We start from the raw sequence: 20,714 nt of genomic DNA on the forward strand, positions 1-20,714 counted from the left end.
GTAGTTACAAAGTCCCTCAAAATCCTGCGTCCGCGTAAAGCGAGTCAGATCATCACCAACGCGAAAAACTTTTCTCATGGTCATCGCTATAACGCCTCGGGTTACGAAAATTGGCACGACCTCTCAGGCACATCAGCAAGGGCAAAAGCATCAGCATAAACTGGTGCTGAGGTTTTCTGACACTGGACATTTTCTGCAAAACCGTATTGACTATTTCCATGAAAGCCTGGGCTCGGGTGATGGTTGTGTGTGATAACCCCCATTATCCGGGTAGCAGGCTTTCTTTAAAACTGTCCGAACTATTGATCCGAAATCCCGCCTTATTTCCCCGATTTTTTACGACCGATTTCTTCCAGTCCACACAGGGCACAGATGTCGCCGTCATCGGGGAAGTCATCACCCTTGATTTCCGGCAGTTTTTCTTCGCGGAAGTTGCTGTCCAGTCGATGCAGGGCTTGGCAGATTTGCCCCATGCGCTCATCCACGGCGTGCATGTGATCCAGCAGGCCGCGGATGGATTTTGCCACCGGGTCAGGCATTTCTTCACTGATGCCATAAGCATCAAAACCAAAACGCTTTTGTGCTGCGGCACGTAATGCTGGGTCGATCTGTAGGTCGGCTTCTGGTTCATCCGGCTGGCTGCGCAGCACGATGCGACCGGGGATGCCGACTACGGTAGCGCCGGGGGGTACTGCCTTGGTGATCACTGCGTTGGAGCCGATCTTGGCACCTCTACCCACAACAAAAGGCCCCAGAATCTTGGCACCGGCACCCACAATCACGCCATCTTCCAAGGTGGGGTGACGCTTGCCCTTGTTCCAGCTGGTGCCGCCGAGTGTGACACCGTGGTAAAGCGTGACATCATCTCCAATTTCTGCGGTTTCACCGATCACCACACCCATGCCGTGGTCGATGAAAAAACGCTGGCCAATTCTTGCGCCGGGGTGAATTTCAATACCGGTTAACCAGCGTGACCAGGTGGACATCCAGCGAGCCAGCCATTTTAATCCCTTGTTCCACAACCAATGGTTGCAACGATGAAACAGCAGGGCATGCAAACCGGGGTAGGTGGTGAGCACTTCGAACCAGTTGCGAGCAGCAGGGTCGCGTTCGAACACGCTGCTAATGTCATTTTTGACCTGTTTGATCATCAGTTATCTCGTTTGTGTTGCGGGCTGCCTTTTGGGTATGGGTCAGGATGCCACGCAGCATGTTGATTTCCATTGTGTCGGGTCTGGCTCGCAGGTATAAACGGCGCAGGCGGCTCATCAGTTGTCTTGGGTTGTTGGGGTTGTGAAAGTCAATTTCAATCAGGGTTTTTTCCAGATGGTCAAAAAACATCTCCAGCGCCTGATTGTCCGCAAACGGCACATCCCATTCGGTACCAAACGGCAGGCGGTCTTCTGTGCTTTGTCCGACAACCGCCATGCGCAACTCATAACAAAGCACCTGCACCGCTGCGGCAATATTCAGTGAGCTAAAATCCGGGTTACAGGGAATATGCACGTGCAGATGGCATAAATGCAGCTCCTCATTACTTAAACCCCGATCCTCCCGACCGAATACTAAGGCAATACGATGTTCCGGGCGAGCCAGTTCACCTTGCAAACGCTCTGCCAGTTGGCGCGGATTGATTAATGGCCAGGGCAAATTGCGGGAGCGGGCGCTGGTGCCTGCGACCAGAGTGCAGTCACTTAAGGCTTCTTCCAGTGTTTCGAACACCTGAGCATGCTCCAGCAGATCGGTGGCACCGGAGCTGCGTAACACCGCCTCCGGGTGGGGAAACTGGGCACGCGGAGCAACTAGACAGAGCTGCAAAAGCCCCATGTTTTTCATGGCACGCGCCACCCCGCCGATGTTGCCGGGATGTGATGTGCCAACCAGCACAATTTTTACGGAGTCCAACAGATTAGTGGCAGGCATCGAGTTTCTCTGAAAAGCGAATTTTATGGCTTGTTATTACGCGAAAACCCATTATGATATTCCCCCTTTCGTTCCTTAACAATGATGGCCGGTGAAGTATGCACCCGACAATTCAATTGGCATTGCGCGCCGTGCGCAGTGTCGGTGAGCACTATGAGTATGTTTCCGAGCGCCTGGATTTGGCGCGTACTGACAATACAGTAGCGGAATTACTGGAAAACTGTGGTCGGCGTGTAGAGCAGGCGCTGGAGCGGCAGCTGGTTCGCGCTTATCCCGATGCCTCCTTTCAGGGGCGTTATGTGCAGCTCAAAGGCAGTGGTGAGATGGCCTGGGCGATTAATCCGCTGCTGGGTTATGAAAATCTGGAGCGAGGTTATCCTGCGTTTGCCTTGTCCTTAGCGATTTATCTGCGTGGCAAGCTGGAGCACGTTATTATTTTTAATCCGGCCACTGAGCAGGAATACCTCGCCAGCCGGGGCAGTGGTGCCACATTAAATGGCCGCCGTATTCGTGTATTACAGGGCTGGAAGGCCGAAAAAGCAGCCGTTGCCTTTCCTCTACCTGCCGCCAGCTTGCGCCAGCAACTGCTGCCGGTTTACGCCAATCTGATTCAGCAACTGGGTGTGCAAGAAATGCTCAGCAGTGGTTGTGTGGCGCTGGATATTTGTGCGGTGGCTGCTGGTCAGCTGGATGCCGGTATTTTCTTGGGTGCAGATGAGAACGAGCTGGCTCCGGCCTTGCTGGTACTAAAAGAAGCAGGCGGTTTGAATGGTGATCTGTCCGGTGCACCCAGTTTGACGGCAGAAGGTCGTTTGCTGGTAACCAACCCCAAAGCCTTCCGGATGCTGGTTAGTCAGCTGAAGCCTCATCTGGCCTGATTTTTCTGTTTTTCACAACAAGACCCGACAGCGCCCCCTGCTGCCGGGTCTTGTTGTTTTTGCTTGATACACATCAAAAGATTTTATCCTAAGTGATTATAATTGTTATTTACACTTGCTTGGGCACATGATAATATATCTCATTAACCGAGCCATCATTTTCCACTTTATCTGATATGAAGGAAGGCTGAAGATGCGTAACAAACTGTTTGCTCCTCTGGCACTGGTTATCGCCCTGCTAATTGCCCCGGTGGTTTCTGCCGCCACCCTGACACTGTATTCCGGTCGTGGTGAACCTATGGTTCAGCCCATCATCAGCCAGTTTGAAAAAGAAAGCGGCATCAAGGTGAATGTTCGCTACGGTGACTCCGCACAGCTGGCAGTATTGCTGCAAGAAGAAGGCCGTCGCAGTCCGGCAGATGTGTACTGGGGTCAGGATGCCGGTGCCATGGGTGCGGTGAGTCAGGCCGACCTGTTGGCAAAGTTACCTGCCAATGTCTACAAGGATTTACCCGGCATTTATAAAAGTGTCACTGGCAACTGGGTCGCCACCAGTGGTCGTGCCCGTTTGTTTATTTATTCTCCGATTCGCACCCAGGCTGAAAACCATCCCGCCAGTGTTTTTGACCTGACTGATGCCCGTTATAAAGGCCGTGTGGGCTGGGCGCCGATGAACGGCTCCTTCCAATCTTTTGTGACCGCCATGCGCGTTAAACATGGTAATGAAGTGACTCTGCAATGGCTGAATGACATGAAATCCAACGGCACCAAAACCTTTCGTAACAACTCCACCCAACTGCAAGGTGTCGCGGATGGTGAAATTGATTACGGCCTGGTGAACAACTACTACCTGCCTCGCGCAGTGGCTTCTGACCGCAATTACCCGATTAAGCAAGCCTTCTTTGAAGAGGGTGATATTGGCAACCTGATGAACGTCGCCGGTGTTGCTGTGGTAAAAGCCAGCAAGAATCAGAAAGCTGCTGTTGAGTTTGTGCGTTTCCTGATCTCACCTGCGGCTCAGCAGTATTTTGCTTTACAGGCGGATGAGTATCCGGTGATTTCCGGTATTATCCAGAATGACCGTGTTGAACCCTATGAGGAAGCCTTAAAAGCCAGCCCTGGCATCAATCTGGATCAACTGAGTGATCTGAAAGGCACCCTGGCACTCTTGCGTCGTGCAGGTCTGATCTAGGTTGATCTGTGCCGGGTCGGATCTTTCCGGCTCGGCTCTGAATGGAAAGTCCCATGAATACTTATAAAGTGGCCGGTCACTGCTGCGCATTTCTGGCGCTGGCTGTTTCCGGCCTTTTGCATTCTGCTGTGGATACACCAACACGGCAGGTGGAACAAAGCACCCAACAGCAGGCGGTGGAGATCCAGCAGCAGATTCAGCAGCTGGATGTTCAGCGCCAGGCTGATTTTCAGGAATGGCGACAGCTGCGCCGCCAGACGCTACTGTTGGAAGCACACAATGAACGTCAGGCAGACTGGAACCGTCGTTTGCAGGAACAAATCACCAGTCTGGAAGAGCAGTTAATCAGTCTGGATGCTACCCGCGAAGCACTGGAACCGTTATTACAACAAATGGTTGAACGGCTGGAGGCCTTTATCCAGCATGATTTGCCCTTCCGTCAGGATGAACGCCTGTTTCGGGTTCGGGAATTAAAAAACCTGTTGCAGCGAGTGGATGTCAGTCATGCAGAAAAATTCCGTCACCTGCTGAGTGCCTGGCACATTGAAGTGGAGCAGGGGCGTTCACTGGAAATCAGCCGTGAGTTTATCCACTTGCAGCCAAATGATGAGCCTGAGCGTCTGACCTTGTTAAGAATGGGACGAATCGGGCTATATTATCTATCGGAAGATCAGCAGCGTGCCGGTTACTGGTCAGCAACTGATCAGGCTTGGCTGCCCCTGGGACGCAGCGCCCGTCAGGAAGTTATCAAGGGATTGGGTCTGGCAGAGCAGCGTGGTTTACCCGAGTTTCTTACTCTGCCTTTATCCGTGCCATTACGTGTGGCTGCAGAGGAGGCGAGTCAATGAGGTTGTTAAAAGGATTATTGGCTGGCCTGTTGCTGATCAGCATTCACCTGTCTGCAAGCCCGTCTGCAAGCCCGTCTGCAAGCCCGTCTGCAACAATTCTACCGGAAGACTACTGGCAGAAACTGCTGCTGGAAACCCGTAATGCAGCAGTGGAGCGTCAGTTACAGGAAGAAAGCCGCCTGCAACTAAGCCAGCAGGAAGCCGCAACTCAGGCACAAGCACTGAGAAACGTCCGGCAACAACTGGCTGAAGCCGAAACCCGGCGTGTGCAGTTGGAACAGCAGCAGGATCAACTGGAAAGCCAGCAGCAGGATGCACAGGAACGCCTGCAACGACGTTCTGCTGCACTGGGTGAAGTGTTTGCGGTTTACCGTGAAGAAAAATCCAACCTTTACGGGCTGGTCAGTGATGCCCGTTATGCCCATCAGTACCCAGAGTTATTGGCCTTTCTGAAACCCAGACAGCAGGCAGAACGCTTGCCGCTGATCAGTGATTTTTATCAACTCTGGCAGGTGCTGCAACAAGGCTGGCTGGCTACATCGCAGGTCAGTGGTTATCAGGGTGAATGGATCAACCCTGCCGGACAATTACAAAGCACACAGCTTTATCGTCTGGGTGATTTACAACTGATGCATGTTCAGGGGGTGTTACGCAGCCAGGAGGATGCGGTGCCATCGCTCTGGAGTGGTCAGCCGGATGCACTTTTGCGTCAAAACCGGCGCTTTATTGAACAGCAGGGCGGCGAAGTCACACTGGATCCGGCCAGAGGATTAACCCTGCAGCTGCATAGCCGTCAGCCGACTCTGTGGCAACGAGTACAACAGGGTGGTTTTGTGGGTTACCTGATTCTGGCGCTGGGACTCAGTGGTCTGATGGTCGCGCTGGTGCAGTCGATCCGTTTGCTGCAAGAACAGCGTCGTGTGCACAAACAGCTGGTTAATCCATCTGAGCTGCAGCAGAACAATGCCCTTGGCCGTGTATTACAAGGCATGAATACAGCGGGAGAAAATATCGACTCAGTGCCCCCGGAAGCACTGGAAGCACGGCTGGATGAACTACTGGTGCGAGAAGCAGCAGCACTGGAAAAAGGCCTGTCACTGGTTAAATTGCTGGCTGCTATGGCACCTTTGCTGGGGCTGCTGGGTACTGTGACCGGCATGATTGCCACCTTTCAAGCGATCACCCTGTTTGGTACCGGTGATCCGGCCATGATGGCATCCGGTATTTCTCAGGCACTGGTGACCACTGTGCTGGGGCTGCTGACAGCGGTGCCATTGTTACTGGCGCATCTGTTGTTGCAGGGGCGTTCACGTCAGCTGGCGCGTATTCTGGAAGCAGAAAGCTCGGCCTGGCTGGCACAACTGCTTAGTCGTACTGCTGTGAAAGGTCGTGGCTGATGAGTGGTTTTCTGGCGTTGATGCAGCAAGGTGGCATCATCATGTGGCTGATTTTTATGGTTGCCGTGCTGCAGATTTATCTGTTTCTGCAGCGCTGGCTTAACTGGCCCAGCTTTACATGGCGTATGGCAGAAAACACTCAGCGCCCGGCACTGGTGCGGCGGGCTGAACACCTGCAGGCACTTAATCAACTGGAGCGGGGTTTGCCACTGTTAAAAGCACTGGTATTGATTACCCCGCTGCTGGGACTGACAGGAACCGTCACCGGTATGATGCTGGTTTTTGACGGACTCAGTCTGGGTGGTTCAGCTGATCCCCGACGTTTGTCATCCGGCATTGCCCGCGCCATTCTGCCGACCTTTGTCAGCATGGCGGTAGTGCTGCTGGGTATGTTTTTTCTCAGCTTCTGGCAGCGCAGGGCACGCAAAACTCTGCAAGGCCATTAAAAACTGTCATTAATGCTGTTTTACGGAGTCCACCATGCGCAGAAGCAGTCTGTTGAATCAGGAACAGGACGATACTGAGGTTAACCTGACACCCATGCTGGATGTGGTGTTTATCCTGCTGATTTTTTTTATTGTCACCACCAGTTTTGTGCGGGAAAGTGGAATTGAAGTCGATCCACCTCAGGCATCGACTGCCGAAGTACAGTCACAATCCAGCATTCTGATTGCCATCACACCGGAAGGTGAAATCTGGGTCGATCGTCAGCCACTGGCGCTGGCAGCTCTGGGGCCGGTGGTTGCCCGCCTGCAGGCTGAACGGCCTCAATCCGGTGTAGTGATTCAGGCCGACAAGGCTTCTCGTTCCGGGCGACTGGTGGAAGTCATGGATCGTCTGCGTCAGGCGGGTGTGGACAAAATAGCACTGGCGGCACAGCCCTGAGATAACTACGGGAGTTTGTATGCACTTGATTTTTCTGCGTCCGTGGTTGTTGTTACCGCTGGCGCTGAGTTTGTCTTTGCTGGTGTTTGTTGGCCTGGGCTGGATTATTCAGTCCCCGGTCGATTCAATCAGCAACAAACAGCAGCGTTTTGCGCTGAACTGGGTGCAGCTGTCAGCGGAGCCGGAAGTGGAAACCCTGCGGCCACCGCCTCCCCCTCCACCACCGGAAGTATCCAGCATCCAGCCACAAGTGGCAGCACCTGCGGCCAGGGCAGCGGCTACGGCCAATCAAATCCAAGGTCTGGACATGCCCCTGCCTGCAATTGATACTGGCCTTGATATGGCGGCACCGGATTTGCAGGGTGTTGGTATTGATGGTCAGGCCGAAATGCCGGTTTACCGTGAAGCGCCGCAATACCCAAGACAAGCTCTGGCACGGCGGATGGAAGGCTGGGTTGAGCTGGTGTTTGAGGTGGATCAGCAAGGGCAGGTGATTGCAGAAAGCATACGGGTTATTGATGCTGAACCACCCCAGGTGTTTGATCGAGCTGCCCGCCGTGCAATTACCCGCTGGCGGTTTGCTGCTTATGAAATGAGAGGCAAACCAAGCAGAGAGTTAAGGCAACGACTGGAATTCAGAATGGAGGGGGATGGATGAAACGTTTGCTGCTTGCAGGATGCATCAGTGTTTACTTGTTCGGAGCTCAGGCCAGCGCCTCTGTTGCCCTGACCACCACCCAGTATGAACAGCTCAACCGCCTGGGTGATGCACTCAGTCAGGGTGATCAGCCCCAGACTCTGGAGCTGGGCAAACAACTCTATCAGCAACCCACCGGAACCGCAGAACAACAGGCTTTTATCCGCGCTTTTGCTGCACGGGTGCTGACACAGCTGCATCTGCAGCAGGATAAACCAGAGCTGGCTGCAGAGGTGTTAGTCGGTGCACTGCGTGATGAAACCCTGCTGGATCATTCAACACTGCAAGCCATGCGCTGGTTATTGATGCAGGTGCGGATTAATCAGGGAAATCATCAAGCTGCCCTGGTTAATCTGGAGCGCTGGTGGCAGCATGAAGAAACACCCTCCGCTGATGCTCACTACCTGCGTGCCGCGCTGCTGGCACAACTGCAACGCTGGGCTGATGCAGAACCCTGGTTGGTGATTGCGCTGCAACAACAAACACCCGATTCCTGGCTGAATCTTGGCGTGGCGATATACCAGCGCCAGGAAAAATGGCCACAGGCTGCAGCACTGCAACAACAGCGAGTCAGACAAACACCGGAAAATGCCAGCCTCTGGTCTCAGCTGGCACAACTACAACAGCTGGCCGGGCAGGACAAAGATGTGCTGGTGACACTGGAGCTGGCACAACGCCGTGGTTATCTGAGTGAAACAGAACAGCAGCAACTGGGATTAAGGTTACTGAATGCGGAGCAGCCTTTACGTGCTGCACGGGTTTTTGAGTTATTGCTGAAGACCACCCCGGATATTGAGCTGATGCGTTATGCCGCCAGAGCCTGGATGCAAACCAGCCAGCCAGAAGCCACAGCAGATGCACTATTGCGATTGGCACAGGCCAGTAATGATCAAGATGATTGGCAGCGGCTGGGGGATTGGCATTACAGCCAGGGCAACTGGCAACAGGCTGTGGATGCCTGGATGGTTTTTCATGAGGCATTATCACCGCGTGATCAAGCCAGCCTGACTTTGCTGATTGCCAATGCTTACATCGAATTGCGAGATTATGAGCAGGCGCGTTTACTGCTGGAGAGTTTGTTAGCCACCTCCGAAGAGATGGCTGCACGTCAGTGGCTTAATTACATCAATGCGCTATAGGTTGAGGGATGAGGCGAACGCCTCACCCTACTCGACTACCTCTGCTGCAGTGGATATTCAGCCGGGTTTATTTACCATATACATCATCAATGGTTTTCAGCGGGTAGTGGGCAGGGTAGGGCAAGCGCGCCACGCCTGAGTCCACGGCAGCTTTTGCTACAGCTGCAGAGATACGACCCAGCAGGCGGCTATCCATCGGCTTGGGAATGATGTACTCAGGTCCGAACTCCAGTGATTCCAGCTCATAGGCTTTTAACACTTCTGCAGGAACAGGCTCTTTGGCCAGATCCTTCAGAGCGTTAACAGCTGCAATCTTCATTTCTTCATTAATGGCGCTGGCACGAACGTCCAATGCACCACGAAAGATAAAGGGGAAGCCCAGTACGTTGTTCACCTGGTTAGGATAATCGGAACGACCGGTGGCCATGATCACATCATTGCGGGCAGCATGGGCAATTTCTGGCTTGATTTCTGGATCAGGGTTGGAGCAGGCAAATACGATGGGGTTGGCTGCCATTCTCATCAGATGTTCAGCCGTCATCAGATCCGGGCCGGATAAACCAACAAACACGTCGGCACCATCCAATGCATCATCCAGTGTGCGCTTGTCGGTTTCGTTGGCAAACATGGCTTTGTACTGGTTCAGATCATCACGACCGGAGTGAATAACACCCTTACGATCCAGCATGTAGATATTTTCGCGCTTGGCACCACAAGCCACCAGCAGTTTCATGCAAGCAATCGCTGCTGCGCCGGCACCGAGACAGACAATTTTAGCTGCTTCGATTTTTTTGTCAGACATTTCCAGCGCGTTGATCATACCGGCAGCCGTTACAATTGCTGTACCGTGCTGGTCATCGTGGAATACCGGAATGTTGCACTGCTCAATCAGGGTGCGTTCGATCTCAAAACACTCAGGGGCTTTGATGTCTTCCAGGTTGATGCCACCAAAGGTGTCAGCAATACGGGCAACAGTGTCAATAAAGGCCTGTGGGCTTTCAGCGTTAACTTCGATGTCGATGGAGTTCACACCGGCAAAACACTTGAAGAGTACACCCTTGCCTTCCATTACCGGCTTGGATGCCAGCGGGCCCAAATTGCCCAGACCCAGAATGGCAGTACCGTCAGAAATAACAGCAACCAGGTTGCCCTTGCCGGTGTACTTGTAAGCCAGATCAGGATCACGGGCTATTTCACGTACTGGCTCTGCAACACCAGGGCTGTAGGCCAGCGCCAGGTCTTTAGCAGTAGCGGTCGGTTTGGTCAGCTCGATGCTGAGTTTTCCAGGGATTGGGTTGGCATGGTAATCCAGTGCAGCTTGTTTCATATCTTGTGACATTATGATTATTCGCTATGTGGGCATGAAATAGAATTTGAGGTTAAAAGCAAACCTGAGCAACAGATGGCTTTTGGCAATTCTGCCTTCAGGTTTTTACTAATGTCTAATGAGCATATATAAAATCAGCGGTTGTCACAAGCACTTGCAATGACTTAGAAGCAGGGAAATTCGTGCGGCTTATGGCCACAATTGACGGACACAAAAAAACCGGGACTGAGCCCGGTTTTTTGATTCAAGCAAAAGCAGTTACTTGGTGCTGCGGCTGCCAAAACGCTTGGAGAAACGCTCAACACGGCCACCGGTTGCTGCTTGCTTCTGCTTGCCAGTGTAAAAAGGGTGGCAGTTGGAGCAAACGTCCAGGGCAATGGATTCTTCGCCCATGGTGGAGTTGATGGTGAAGCTGTTGCCACAGGTGCAGGTTGCCGCAACTGCTTTGTATTCGGGGTGAATGCCTTCTTTCATGGTAAGCCTCGTTAGAGTTGCGCCGCCACCTGATCTTTTGCCAGGCACCGCACAGGGTGTCAATAGGATTTAAGGTCGCGTATTCTAACAGGCAATAAAGGCTTGCGCCAAATATTTCAGAGTAAAAAAATGCCGCTGATCCAGGTTGCTCTCCCTACCCCGCTAAGAAGACTGTTTGACTACTGGCCTGCTGCCGGGCAGCCTTTGCCGCAGCCGGGTGTGCGGATACAGGTGCCTTTTGGCAATCGCCAGATGACTGGATTGGTGATGGGGCTAGTGGATCAAAGCAGCTTGTCAACATCCCGCTTAAAAGCAGCCATTGCTTATCTGGATCAGCAACCGCTTTTTTCAGTGGCGCATCTGGACTTTTTACAATGGGTTGCCGGTTATTATCATCAACCGCTGGGTGAAGTGCTGCAGGCGGCGTTGCCTGCCTTGTTACGCCAGGGACAAGCCCTGCATCCGCCACAAGAACCACGCTGGCAACTCACTGAAGCCGGGCGAACCATCAATCCGGCAGAACTGAGTCGGGCACCTAAACAAGCCGCACTGGTGCGTCTACTGCAAAGTGCTGGTCGCTCTCTGGCACAGAAGAACCTGCAAAGCCAAGGTTTCACTCTGACGGTGATCAATAATCTAAAAGGCAAGGGTTTGCTGGAACCGGCAAAACTGACCCCGCGTCAGCAGGGCATCGGTTTGCCCCAGCTATCACCGGCAGAACACCAACCCCGCAGTGTACTGGCCGAGGTGCCGCTGAATCTGACAGCAGAACAGCAGCCAGTGGTTGAGCAACTTCACGGTTTGTTGCAGGGATTTAATCCGGTTTTATTACAGGGTGTCACCGGCAGTGGCAAAACCGAAGTTTACCTGCAGCTGATTCAGCGGGTGCTGGAACAGGGAAAGCAGGCGCTGGTATTGATCCCGGAAATTGGTCTGACCCCCCAGACCCTGCGGCGTTTCGAGAAGCGTTTTAACCGACGGGTGGTGGCACTGCACTCCGGCATGACTGATCGGGAACGGCTGGAGTCCTGGCGCAGTGCAGTGGAAGGCAAAGCTGCCGTGGTGCTGGGAACCCGCTCCGCTATTTTTGTACCCTTACCCAAGCTGGGTGTAATTCTGGTGGATGAAGAGCACGATGCCTCCTTTAAACAGCAGGATGGTGTGCGTTATCAGGCAAGGGATCTGGCGGTGTTGCGTGCCAAGCGTGAAAATATTCCGGTGGTGCTGGGTTCAGCCACCCCATCACTGGAGAGTCTGGCACATGCCCAGCGTGGTGATTATCTCTGGTTACACCTGCGTCAGCGACCAGGTGTGTCGGTCAAATTACCTGTGCCAACCCTGCTGGATATTCGCAGTCGTAAACTGACCGGTGGTTTTTCTGAACCGTTGCTGAAAGCCATGGAGCGGCATCTGCAAGCCGGTAATCAGGTATTGGTGTTACTGAACCGTCGAGGTTTTGCACCAGTGCTGATGTGCTCTGCCTGTGGCTGGATTGCCGGTTGCCAGCATTGTGATGCACGTATGACCTGGCACCGAGAGCCACCGGGATTACACTGCCACCACTGCGATCATCGTCAGCCACTGCCTTATACCTGCCCAAGTTGTGGACACGATGAACTTTTACCACTGGGTGCAGGCACAGAACGCGCAGAAGAAACCCTGATAGAACGCTTTGCTGATATTCCGGTGATCCGTCTGGATCGGGACAGCGTGCGTAATCGCCATGATCTGAATAACAAGCTGGAACAAATTGCCATTCAGCGCCCTGCCATTTTGCTGGGCACCCAGATGCTGGCCAAAGGGCATCACTTCCCCGATGTCACTCTGGCAACCGTGCTGGATGCTGATCATGGTTTGTACTCCAGCGACCCACGCGCCATGGAACGCACCGCACAACTATTAATACAAGTGGCCGGACGTGCCGGACGTGCAGAAAAACCCGGTGAGGTGATTATCCAGACTCATCACAGTGACGACCCACGGCTGGAAAAACTCTGTCTGGAAGGTTACGAAGCGCTGGCGCTGGATTTACTGGCAGAACGGCGCAACAGTCATTGGCCGCCTTTTGCTTATCTGGCCATCCTGCGGGCAGAAGCCCATAAAACAGAAGTGGTTGGACAAATGATGAGCGCCCTTGCCACTCATGCTCGGCAGCTGCGTGATCTTGAACCGGAAACTCTGACATTACTCGGCCCAGTTCCTGCCCCGATGGAAAGACGTCAGGGGCGTTACCACATGCAGCTGTTACTCCATGCCAGCAAACGCGCGCCCCTGCATCGTTTGGTCGAGGCCCTGCTGCCCTGGCTGGAAAACGCACCAGAAGCCAGAAGGGTGCGCTGGTCACTGGATATTGATCCAGATGACTTGTTTTAGTGCGGTGAAAGATGGCGCTGGGAGGCGTTAGCCTCCCTTAATGGGGGCGGTTTTGTTTTTCAATGTGTTGTCGGATCACTGAAATCGGAGCGGGCTTGCTTACATCATGAACCAAATAGACAAAACGGTTCAGGACTTCTTTACACAGATCATGCAAATGGATATCTTCACGTTGAGGCTAGAGGCAAAATCCTTTCGCAATGACTGCTGATTTTGAGCTAAACTGAACTCCGAAACATGAGTATCTAAATTTAAGTACGTAAGAGCTTCGGACGCTAACCGAACTTTAATTCAAGGGTCAACAATGAGCTGGCATACAAAAAGTATACTCAACCAGGTTATTCTCGTTGTCTTGACGGCGAACCTGATCGCCACTGTTGTGGCGATAATTTACATTAACTTCTCCATGAAAGTCACCGATGAATTTAACGTCCTCGTCAGCACCAGAATGGTCAATGCGCTTGAAGCCCAGGACGTGCTCTCAAATTTTAAAACCCAGGTTCAGGAATGGAAAAACGTCTTGATTCGAGGATCAGACCCGGATCAGCTCGAAAAATACTGGACTCGTTTCCAGGAACGAGAAGCGTCTATTCAAAGCCAACTTGATGAACTGATGCTTCGCATCGAGAAGCCCGAGGCAAAGGCACTGATGTCTGAGTTCAAACAGGCTCACCAAACAATGGGGAGGGCCTATCGTGACGGATTCGAGGCTTTCATCAGCTCCGGATTTGATTCGAACGCTGGTGATGCTGCGGTCCAGGGGATCGACCGGGAACCCGCTAGACTGATTGAATCTGCCACAACTGCGGTTCGGGAAGACAGCCTCAACCGGGCTGGAATATTGAACGCTATTGTTGACAAGTGGAGCTGGTTTGTGGCTGGTCTTATGATTGCGGCCATTGTTCTGGGCACCGTCGCCCTGATCATGACCCTGCTTTTGGGAGTGGTTCGGCCCACACAGAAACTTATCGCGCAGATCGCCCGTTTGGGCGACGGCGATCTGTCGGATCCGGTCACCATAAAGCGCGCCGACGAGCTTGGGCAGTTGGCGGATACCGCCCGAAGTTTGCACCGATTCCTCAGCGATACAGGATTTCATCTGAGAGATAATGCTAGGAAACTGACCGATACCGGTGAGCTGATCCGCCAGAACGCCGACAGCGTTGTCAGTCAGTCGGATTTAGCCTACCAACGGATCGATCAAATTGCAACGGCCATGAACGAGATGTCATCGACAGCGGAAGGCGTAGCCAGTCACGCGGTGTTTGTGGCCACGAAAGTCAATCAGACATCTGATGAAACCGCCACTGCAGATTCGCAAATCAATAAGGCGGCGGAGAGCATGGGACGGTTGACCGACCAAATCCAAAGCTCGACCGAAATCGTCAATCAGCTTGCCAGTGACGGTAGAAAAGTAGGTGACGTCATGAAGGTCATACGGGAGATTGCGGACCAGACCAACCTGCTCGCGCTGAATGCCGCCATCGAGGCTGCCAGGGCAGGCAAGGCCGGGCTCGGCTTTGCCGTGGTTGCGGATGAAGTCCGCAATCTAGCGGCCAAAACCCAGGAGGCAACTGTCGAGATCGATCAGATCATCGGCACCATCAGCGAAGCTTCGCGGGATGCTACTGAATTCATGCAGGCCTCGGGTGTTATGGTTCAGGAAAGCAGCGAGGCAGTTGAAGCAGTGCGAGCCACTCTGGCGGTGATCAATCGGCGGATGGGCAGCATCAATGACGCAGCCACCCAGGTAGCTACGGCCTCCGAAGAGCAAACCAGTGTCTGTGAGGACATCAACCGCAATGTCGCGGATGTGGCAGAGGCAATGCAACAAGCGACTGACAACAGTCTGCGCACCGTGCCCGAGCTGGAAGCGATGGCAAGCCGCGCTCGGGAGTTGGCAAACCGAATCAAGCACTAGTGTGACCAAAATGCGCAACAAGCCCCGTACTTTTAGTACGGGGAAGGATAGCGCTGGGAGGCGTTAGCCTCCCTTAATGGGGGCGGTTTTGTTGCTCAATATATTGTCGAATTACTGAGATAGGCGCACCACCAACACTACCTGCATAGTAGCTGGGACTCCAGAGCGCGTTTTTCATGTATGCAGGTTTTATCAGCTCGGGGTGTAGCTGCTTGAGCTTCCGACTCGACACCCCTTTCAGGCTATTAACCAGTTTCGACACGGATACCTTCGGCGGAAAGTTCACCAGCAGGTAAACATGGTCGGCTTCACCATTAAACTCCACAAGCTCCGTCTCAAAGTCCTCACACACGCTGCGAAAGATGCTTTCCAGCGACCTAAGATGTTCATTGGTGAACACAGCGCCACGGTACTTTGTGATAAAGACCAAGTGAGCATGTAGCTCAAAAACGCAATGTCTGCCTTTTCTGTAATGGTTTATTTCTTTCATTGGCCAATTATAATACAAAACATGAAATACACCAAGACCTTAAAGGTTCGTGTTCGAGACAAGCACCGCCCTTTGTTGAATCAAATGGCGCGGTCGGTCAATTTTGTCTGGAATTATGTCAACGAACTCAGTCACCGTTCTATCAAGGAGCGTGGTGTGTTTCTGTCTGCCTACGATCTTCAGAAGTACACCCAAGGCGCTCACAAAGAGCTGGAGCTGCATAGCCATACCGTCCAGAAGGTCGGTGCGGAGTACGCTACTCGCCGCAAGCAGTTCAAAAAGAATCGTTTGAACTGGCGCAAGTCAGGCGGTACGCGCCTAATTTAGAGTGGAAGGGACAGCAAATCAAGTCGCCCAATCTTCAAAACGTAAACCTTCAACTCTGCTGAACTCTTTCAGATTATTACTCACCAGTATCAGCCCCAGTGAACGGGCATGACCAGCAATCATCAGGTCATAAGGTCCAATCAGGCAGCCCTGACGAGCCAGCTCTGAACGTAACTGGCCTGTATGAACGGCTGCATCCGCATCATAATCCAGCACATCCAGTCGAGCAGCAAAACCTTCTATGGTTGCAAGATTTTTTTCTGGCTGGGCTGATTTCTCTGCACCATAAACCAGCTCCATCCAGGTCACGGAGCTGATGCAGAGTTGTCCAGTGTGCTGATTAAAAATGTTGCGAACTTTCTCCGGTCGATTCTTGATGGTGTAGATGCAGATATTGGTATCCAGCATATACTTCAGCATCACAGCGAACTCCGAACCTGTTGTTCGGGCTGTTCACGATCCGTCATGAAGTCTGGGCTGACTCCATCACCATCAAACCAGGAATTCCAGATTTCTCCTGCCGGTGCCATGATGCGCGTGCGCCCCATTACAACAACATCAACACGTTTTACCTCTTCAGGAAAGGCCGCCGCCTTTGGCAGACGAACGGCCTGACTCTGATTGCTTTTGAAAACAGCTGCTTGTTCCATGGCTTGCCTCCGCTGGATATACATAAGACATATCCAGCATAGCGCTGCCTTACACAAGGATCAAGGTATTACAGCATCAGGCTTTACTCGGGTCTTTTAACAGGTAACGGGCAAAGGCTGGCAGTAACCACAGGGCACCAATCATGTTCCACAGGAACATAAAGGTCAGCAGGATACCCATGTCTGCCTGGAACTTGATGGGTGAGAAGACCCAGGTGCCCACACCGATGGCCAGTGTCAGGCCGGTGAAACTAACCGCTTTACCGGTGGAGCGCAGGGTCTGGTAATAGGCATCCTGCAGGTTTTCACCTTCACGTAGGTACTGGCGTAGCCGCGAGTAGATGTAAATGCCGTAATCCACACCAATACCAACCCCCAGGGCAATCACCGGCAAGGTGGCGACTTTTACACCGATGCCCAGTTGTGCCATCAGCGCCTGACAGAGCACGGATGTCAACCCCAGCGGTGCCACAATACACACCACCGCACGCCAGGAGCGGAAGGTGATAAACACCAGCGCGGCCACCACAGCATATACAAAAATCAGCATGAAGGTTTGTGCGCGGGCAATTTCTTCGTTGGTAGCGGCTTCAATCCCGGCACTACCGGCAGCCAGCATAAAGCGGGCATGTTCGGAGTTGTTTTCGGCGGCAAAAGCTTCCACGGCACGAGTCACACGCACCAGGGTGTCGGCCTTGTGATCTTCCAGATAAAGAATGACTGGCAACAGGTCACATTGGTTATTAACCATACCAGCGGGCAGGTTGCTCATGGCCTGATTCAGTACAAACTGGTTACGCGACAGGGTTTCCCACTTCAGGTTGCCCTCGTTAAAGCCGGCAATCACACGTTTAGTGATGTAGGCTGGTGACATGCTGCCTTGTACCCCTTCCACGTTACGCATCTGCCATTCCAGGCGATCGACGGCTTCCAGCGCTTCATAACTGACACAAGCCTGTTCCGGTGTTTCCACCATCACCACCAGTACATCAGCACTGGTAGCGTAGTTGCGGGTGATATAAGCGTTATCCAGGTTGTAACGAGAATCCGGGCGCAGTTCTGGTGCACCTTCATCCAGGTCACCAATTTGCAGGTTGGCACTGCCAACAAATCCCATGACTCCCAGCAGCAGGGCAACCAGCAGTGACCAAGGTGCAACACGGGCATGAGTAAAGAAAGACAGGCGATGCCAGACCAGAGAGGTCTCCTGACGTTTACGCTCGGCACGGATGATGCTGGTTTGACCCACCCCCAGGTAAGACATCAACAGCGGCAACAAAACCAGGTTGGTGAGGATTATGACCGCAACACCCAGGGCAGCAGCCACGGCCAGTTCCTGAATCACCTGAATATCAATAAACAGCAGGGTCATAAAACCTATGGCATCGGATACCAGAGCCAGAATACCGGCTGCATACAGGCCACGAAATGCCAGTCGTGCAGCAGTCAGGCGGTCATGGCCGTGTGAGGCTTCAATGGCCATGGCGTTGATGACCTGCACGCCGTGGGATACAGCAATCGCAAACACCAGAAAAGGCACCAGCATGGAATAAGGATCCAGCCCATAACCCATCAGTTTGAGTAACCCCAGTTGCCAGACCACGGCAATCACCGAACAGACCAGTGGAATGATCGAACTTTTAAAACAACGGGAATAAAGGAACAGCAGTACAAAGGTAATCGCCAGAGCAATCAGGAAAAAGAAACCCACATGAGTAGCGCCATCAATCAGATCACCCACCAGCTTGGCAAAACCGATGATGCGTACTTCAAAATGTTCATCACTGAATTGTTCTCGAATCTGTTCGAGTGCAGCAGAAAAAGCCTGATAATCCAGCGGTTCACCATCAACATTCACAACCAGCGGAGCCACAACAATGCTGGAGCGGAAGTCATTGGCAATCATGATGCCAACCTGACCGGACTTGAGTACGTTTTCACGCAGGGTTTCCAGACTGTCCGGGCTGGCATCATAGGTATCAGGGATTACCGTGCCCCCTTCAAAACCTTCTTCGGTCACCTGAGTCCAGCGCACGGCTGGATCCCAGAGTGAGCGCACAGCGGATTGATCTACACCCTTGAGGTAACGTACCTCTTCATAAACCTCCTGCAAACGCTGCATGTATTCAGCGCTGAAAATATCCTGAGATTCATCCTTCACGGTAACCGCCAGGCGTACAGCATTTCCCAGACCGCGCAGGTCGTCCTGTCGATCCATAAAATTTTCGATGTAGGGGTGGGACAGGGGAATTAGTTTTTCAAAACTGGCTTCTGGTTTTACCTGTAGGGCTTGGCTGCCCAAAAACACGGTCATTAATAAAAAGAACACCAGCCAGATGGGACGCCAGTTAAAAAAGAAGCTTTCAATCCAAGGGGCTTGTTGTTGTTTGTTCATGGAAAAAGTCCTTAGTGGCTGGAAGTGTCAGGCAGCAACAGGGTGTGAATGCCACCGCGTCCCACCGCAAAAACCTGGTTGCCCTGACGGGCAGCAGCCAGTAATGAATAACGTCCCGGCAGGGTATGGAGTGTCAGAGCATCAGCTGAACCGGTCAGGTATTCACCATTTTGTCCGAGCACCAACAAGCGGCCATGATCCAGAACCAGCCCGCCGTTGAGTGTTTGTTCACCCTGATGTTCCAGTTGTTGCCAGGAATCTCCGGCATCTCGACTGATAAAAAGATTACCTCTCAGTCCGGTGGCCAGCAGGAACCCTTCCGGGGTGCTGATCAGGCCAAAAATTGAACCATCATAATCCAGTGGTAACGGCTGCCAGCTTTGAGCCTGATCCTCGGAGCGAAACAGGCCGCCTCGTTCTCCGGCAATAAACAAACGACCAGCAGTATCTTGAATGATGGCGTTATTGTGGTATTCATCCGGATTGGGCAGGGCATCACCAACAAACTGCCAGGAATCACCTGCATCATCAGTACGCAGCAGCAGGTTGTACCCTCCCACAACAAAGCCACTTTGTGCGGAGATAAAATGAATACCCAGCAAGGGTGGTTCTTCGGTATCGTGGTGCATCAACTGCCAAGTGGCACCGGCATCGGTGGTACGCAGGATGATTGCTTCATGCCCAACAGCAAAACCCAGCTGAGGGGTGGCAAAATGTACTGCGGTCAGGTGTGCAATCACTGGCACCTGTGCCTGCTGCCAAGGCTGGTCAGGATCGCGGTAGATAATATGCCCCCGTTCACCAACAGCAACTAGCCGTTCACCCGCAGAGGTGATATCCAGCAGCAAGGATTGAGCTGCCTGCCCAGTTTGTAAGGCTGGACGCAACAAGGCGGAATCTGCCTGGCTGAAGTTTGCAAAGACCAGTCCGGTGATAAGGATTAGAAGCCTGATGGCGGATGTGTGGATAGGAAAGCTGAGCCGCATGGAAAGTCTCCGTTATTTTTATGCTTGCGCCAAGCCTAACTCTAGCACCAAGATCAATGTCAGACAAACGCTTGTTTAAAAACTATTTGTTTATCTGAGAGGGCGGTAGAAAGCAGGGCAAGAGCATTTTAAATTGATGCGATGACCTTTGAGCGCAGCTGATCATTCAGGGCAGCTACTTTACGCCTGGCGCTAAATGCGCGGATCGGTCAGTGTCTCAAAGTGAGTGAAGAAGACAGCGGCCATCTCTATTCTCCATCAGCAATGAGGAGAATAGATTTCCAGAAAGAGGGACCCCTTCAACCAGTCAGTGGCTTATAATGCTCTTGCCTTGGAGTGGGTGTTCTGAGTGCTTGCAGGTAATATCGGTAGATGTTAAGTTGTACTAATTAAGATATTGCTTAACTATGACTGAACTCACCAATCCTCGTATTTACGGAGCTTAAGCTATGAATATTGATCGTGCGCTGATGATGTTTGCCGGTATCATGATTCTGATCAGTTTGTTACTGACACATTTTGTGCATCCCGCCTTTGTCTGGCTTACCGTCTTTATTGCTGCCAACCTGATGCAGGCCAGTGTTACTGGTTTTTGCCCGGCGGTGATTATGCTCAAGAAATTGGGTATCAAAACTGGCTGTGCATTCAAGTAAGAAAAAGCTTGCATTGGAGATATGCATCTTTATAATGCATTCTCGCTGTCGGGCAACCACTGTCCGGCAGTGGTTAAGCAAGAGGCACGAAGCAAAAGTTAATCAAAATAAACGCTTGACACTGGGGTGAAACGCTGTAGAATACGCCCCACTGATTCG

Annotated in this window: 21 protein-coding genes; 12 read left to right on the forward strand and 9 right to left on the reverse strand. The window is 52.5% G+C overall.

The window, feature by feature from the left end; all coding sequences use genetic code 11:
- Positions 1-320 precede the first annotated feature (320 nt).
- Both cysE and IBX50_RS08840 read right to left on the reverse strand, forming a co-directional pair.
- Positions 321-1,151, reverse strand: coding sequence for a serine O-acetyltransferase (gene cysE, locus IBX50_RS08835; RefSeq protein WP_292255131.1), 831 nt, complete (start codon positions 1,149-1,151; stop codon positions 321-323).
- On the reverse strand, positions 1,129-1,923 hold the full coding sequence (locus IBX50_RS08840; RefSeq protein WP_292255133.1) for an RNA methyltransferase: 795 nt from the start codon (positions 1,921-1,923) through the stop codon (positions 1,129-1,131). Before IBX50_RS08840 ends, cysE begins: the two co-directional genes overlap by 23 nt.
- 98 nt (positions 1,924-2,021) lie before the next feature.
- On the opposite strand from IBX50_RS08840, the gene IBX50_RS08845 reads away from it, so the two are divergent.
- The 8 genes from IBX50_RS08845 to IBX50_RS08880 all read left to right on the forward strand — a co-directional run bounded on the left by IBX50_RS08845 (position 2,022) and on the right by IBX50_RS08880 (position 8,959).
- The gene (locus IBX50_RS08845; protein ID WP_292255134.1) at positions 2,022-2,801 is read left to right on the forward strand and encodes an inositol monophosphatase family protein; all 780 of its coding nucleotides are present in this window, start codon (positions 2,022-2,024) and stop codon (positions 2,799-2,801) included.
- A 193-nt stretch (positions 2,802-2,994) separates the two neighbouring features.
- The gene (locus IBX50_RS08850) at positions 2,995-3,993 is read left to right on the forward strand and encodes an iron ABC transporter substrate-binding protein (RefSeq protein WP_292255135.1); all 999 of its coding nucleotides are present in this window, start codon (positions 2,995-2,997) and stop codon (positions 3,991-3,993) included.
- A gap of 53 nt (positions 3,994-4,046) precedes the next feature.
- The gene (locus tag IBX50_RS08855; RefSeq protein WP_292255136.1) at positions 4,047-4,841 is read left to right on the forward strand and encodes a DUF3450 domain-containing protein; all 795 of its coding nucleotides are present in this window, start codon (positions 4,047-4,049) and stop codon (positions 4,839-4,841) included.
- A complete protein-coding gene (locus tag IBX50_RS08860) occupies positions 4,838-6,238 on the forward strand; it encodes a MotA/TolQ/ExbB proton channel family protein (protein ID WP_292255138.1) in 1,401 nt (466 codons plus the stop codon). Before IBX50_RS08855 ends, IBX50_RS08860 begins: the two co-directional genes overlap by 4 nt.
- Positions 6,238-6,684, forward strand: coding sequence for a MotA/TolQ/ExbB proton channel family protein (locus IBX50_RS08865; RefSeq protein WP_292255139.1), 447 nt, complete (start codon positions 6,238-6,240; stop codon positions 6,682-6,684). Before IBX50_RS08860 ends, IBX50_RS08865 begins: the two co-directional genes overlap by 1 nt.
- Before the next feature lie 34 nt (positions 6,685-6,718).
- Positions 6,719-7,123 (forward strand): biopolymer transporter ExbD, encoded by a 405-nt coding sequence (locus IBX50_RS08870; RefSeq protein WP_292255141.1) that lies wholly within the window; start codon positions 6,719-6,721, stop codon positions 7,121-7,123.
- Positions 7,124-7,142: 19 nt separating this feature from the next.
- Complete coding sequence (locus IBX50_RS08875; protein WP_292255143.1) at positions 7,143-7,781, forward strand: energy transducer TonB; 639 nt, start codon at positions 7,143-7,145, stop codon at positions 7,779-7,781.
- Entirely contained in the window at positions 7,778-8,959 is a 1,182-nt protein-coding gene (locus IBX50_RS08880; protein WP_292255145.1) for a hypothetical protein, read from the forward strand. Before IBX50_RS08875 ends, IBX50_RS08880 begins: the two co-directional genes overlap by 4 nt.
- 67 nt (positions 8,960-9,026) lie before the next feature.
- On the opposite strand, the gene IBX50_RS08885 is transcribed toward IBX50_RS08880, so the two are convergent.
- Entirely contained in the window at positions 9,027-10,298 is a 1,272-nt protein-coding gene (locus tag IBX50_RS08885) for a malic enzyme-like NAD(P)-binding protein (RefSeq protein WP_292255146.1), read from the reverse strand.
- 246 nt (positions 10,299-10,544) lie between these two features.
- Positions 10,545-10,760: a 50S ribosomal protein L31 gene (gene rpmE, locus IBX50_RS08890; protein WP_292255148.1), complete on the reverse strand. Its 216-nt coding sequence runs from the start codon at positions 10,758-10,760 to the stop codon at positions 10,545-10,547.
- A gap of 102 nt (positions 10,761-10,862) precedes the next feature.
- On the opposite strand from rpmE, the gene IBX50_RS08895 reads away from it, so the two are divergent.
- Entirely contained in the window at positions 10,863-13,133 is a 2,271-nt protein-coding gene (locus IBX50_RS08895; RefSeq protein WP_366930704.1) for a primosomal protein N', read from the forward strand.
- A 304-nt stretch (positions 13,134-13,437) separates the two neighbouring features.
- Entirely contained in the window at positions 13,438-15,054 is a 1,617-nt protein-coding gene (locus IBX50_RS08900; protein WP_292255149.1) for a methyl-accepting chemotaxis protein, read from the forward strand.
- Positions 15,055-15,127: 73 nt separating this feature from the next.
- On the opposite strand, the gene tnpA is transcribed toward IBX50_RS08900, so the two are convergent.
- Entirely contained in the window at positions 15,128-15,544 is a 417-nt protein-coding gene (gene tnpA, locus IBX50_RS08905) for an IS200/IS605 family transposase (protein ID WP_292255150.1), read from the reverse strand.
- 21 nt (positions 15,545-15,565) lie between these two features.
- On the opposite strand from tnpA, the gene IBX50_RS08910 reads away from it, so the two are divergent.
- A complete protein-coding gene (locus tag IBX50_RS08910) occupies positions 15,566-15,871 on the forward strand; it encodes a hypothetical protein (RefSeq protein ID WP_292255152.1) in 306 nt (101 codons plus the stop codon).
- Positions 15,872-15,889: 18 nt separating this feature from the next.
- Here IBX50_RS08910 and vapC read toward each other — a convergent pair whose 3' ends face one another.
- The 4 genes from vapC to IBX50_RS08930 form a co-directional block, all read right to left on the reverse strand.
- Positions 15,890-16,291 (reverse strand): tRNA(fMet)-specific endonuclease VapC, encoded by a 402-nt coding sequence (gene vapC / locus IBX50_RS08915; RefSeq protein WP_292255159.1) that lies wholly within the window; start codon positions 16,289-16,291, stop codon positions 15,890-15,892.
- Positions 16,291-16,521: a type II toxin-antitoxin system VapB family antitoxin gene (vapB, locus tag IBX50_RS08920; protein WP_292255153.1), complete on the reverse strand. Its 231-nt coding sequence runs from the start codon at positions 16,519-16,521 to the stop codon at positions 16,291-16,293. The genes vapC and vapB overlap by 1 nt, the downstream gene beginning before the upstream one ends.
- Before the next feature lie 76 nt (positions 16,522-16,597).
- Positions 16,598-18,916: an MMPL family transporter gene (locus IBX50_RS08925; protein WP_292255154.1), complete on the reverse strand. Its 2,319-nt coding sequence runs from the start codon at positions 18,914-18,916 to the stop codon at positions 16,598-16,600.
- Between the two features lie 11 nt (positions 18,917-18,927).
- Entirely contained in the window at positions 18,928-19,902 is a 975-nt protein-coding gene (locus IBX50_RS08930) for a YCF48-related protein (RefSeq protein ID WP_292255156.1), read from the reverse strand.
- Positions 19,903-20,351: 449 nt separating this feature from the next.
- On the opposite strand from IBX50_RS08930, the gene IBX50_RS08935 reads away from it, so the two are divergent.
- On the forward strand, positions 20,352-20,555 hold the full coding sequence (locus IBX50_RS08935; RefSeq protein WP_292255157.1) for a DUF2892 domain-containing protein: 204 nt from the start codon (positions 20,352-20,354) through the stop codon (positions 20,553-20,555).
- Positions 20,556-20,714 lie beyond the last annotated feature (159 nt).

This window comes from Marinospirillum sp. (genome assembly GCF_014859565.1).

Excerpts from the sequence above, each read along its gene's own strand:
- cysE (WP_292255131.1), bottom strand. The coding sequence starts at position 1,151 with ATGATCAAACAGGTCAAAAATGACATTAGCAGCGTGTTCGAACGCGAC.
- IBX50_RS08840 (WP_292255133.1), bottom strand. The coding sequence starts at position 1,923 with ATGCCTGCCACTAATCTGTTGGACTCCGTAAAAATTGTGCTGGTTGGC.
- IBX50_RS08845 (WP_292255134.1), top strand. The coding sequence starts at position 2,022 with ATGCACCCGACAATTCAATTGGCATTGCGCGCCGTGCGCAGTGTCGGT.
- IBX50_RS08850 (WP_292255135.1), top strand. The coding sequence starts at position 2,995 with ATGCGTAACAAACTGTTTGCTCCTCTGGCACTGGTTATCGCCCTGCTA.
- IBX50_RS08855 (WP_292255136.1), top strand. The coding sequence starts at position 4,047 with ATGAATACTTATAAAGTGGCCGGTCACTGCTGCGCATTTCTGGCGCTG.
- IBX50_RS08860 (WP_292255138.1), top strand. The coding sequence starts at position 4,838 with ATGAGGTTGTTAAAAGGATTATTGGCTGGCCTGTTGCTGATCAGCATT.
- IBX50_RS08865 (WP_292255139.1), top strand. The coding sequence starts at position 6,238 with ATGAGTGGTTTTCTGGCGTTGATGCAGCAAGGTGGCATCATCATGTGG.
- IBX50_RS08870 (WP_292255141.1), top strand. The coding sequence starts at position 6,719 with ATGCGCAGAAGCAGTCTGTTGAATCAGGAACAGGACGATACTGAGGTT.
- IBX50_RS08875 (WP_292255143.1), top strand. The coding sequence starts at position 7,143 with ATGCACTTGATTTTTCTGCGTCCGTGGTTGTTGTTACCGCTGGCGCTG.
- IBX50_RS08880 (WP_292255145.1), top strand. The coding sequence starts at position 7,778 with ATGAAACGTTTGCTGCTTGCAGGATGCATCAGTGTTTACTTGTTCGGA.
- IBX50_RS08885 (WP_292255146.1), bottom strand. The coding sequence starts at position 10,298 with ATGTCACAAGATATGAAACAAGCTGCACTGGATTACCATGCCAACCCA.
- rpmE (WP_292255148.1), bottom strand. The coding sequence starts at position 10,760 with ATGAAAGAAGGCATTCACCCCGAATACAAAGCAGTTGCGGCAACCTGC.
- IBX50_RS08900 (WP_292255149.1), top strand. The coding sequence starts at position 13,438 with ATGAGCTGGCATACAAAAAGTATACTCAACCAGGTTATTCTCGTTGTC.
- tnpA (WP_292255150.1), bottom strand. The coding sequence starts at position 15,544 with ATGAAAGAAATAAACCATTACAGAAAAGGCAGACATTGCGTTTTTGAG.
- IBX50_RS08910 (WP_292255152.1), top strand. The coding sequence starts at position 15,566 with ATGAAATACACCAAGACCTTAAAGGTTCGTGTTCGAGACAAGCACCGC.
- vapC (WP_292255159.1), bottom strand. The coding sequence starts at position 16,291 with ATGCTGAAGTATATGCTGGATACCAATATCTGCATCTACACCATCAAG.
- vapB (WP_292255153.1), bottom strand. The coding sequence starts at position 16,521 with ATGGAACAAGCAGCTGTTTTCAAAAGCAATCAGAGTCAGGCCGTTCGT.
- IBX50_RS08925 (WP_292255154.1), bottom strand. The coding sequence starts at position 18,916 with ATGAACAAACAACAACAAGCCCCTTGGATTGAAAGCTTCTTTTTTAAC.
- IBX50_RS08930 (WP_292255156.1), bottom strand. The coding sequence starts at position 19,902 with ATGCGGCTCAGCTTTCCTATCCACACATCCGCCATCAGGCTTCTAATC.
- IBX50_RS08935 (WP_292255157.1), top strand. The coding sequence starts at position 20,352 with ATGAATATTGATCGTGCGCTGATGATGTTTGCCGGTATCATGATTCTG.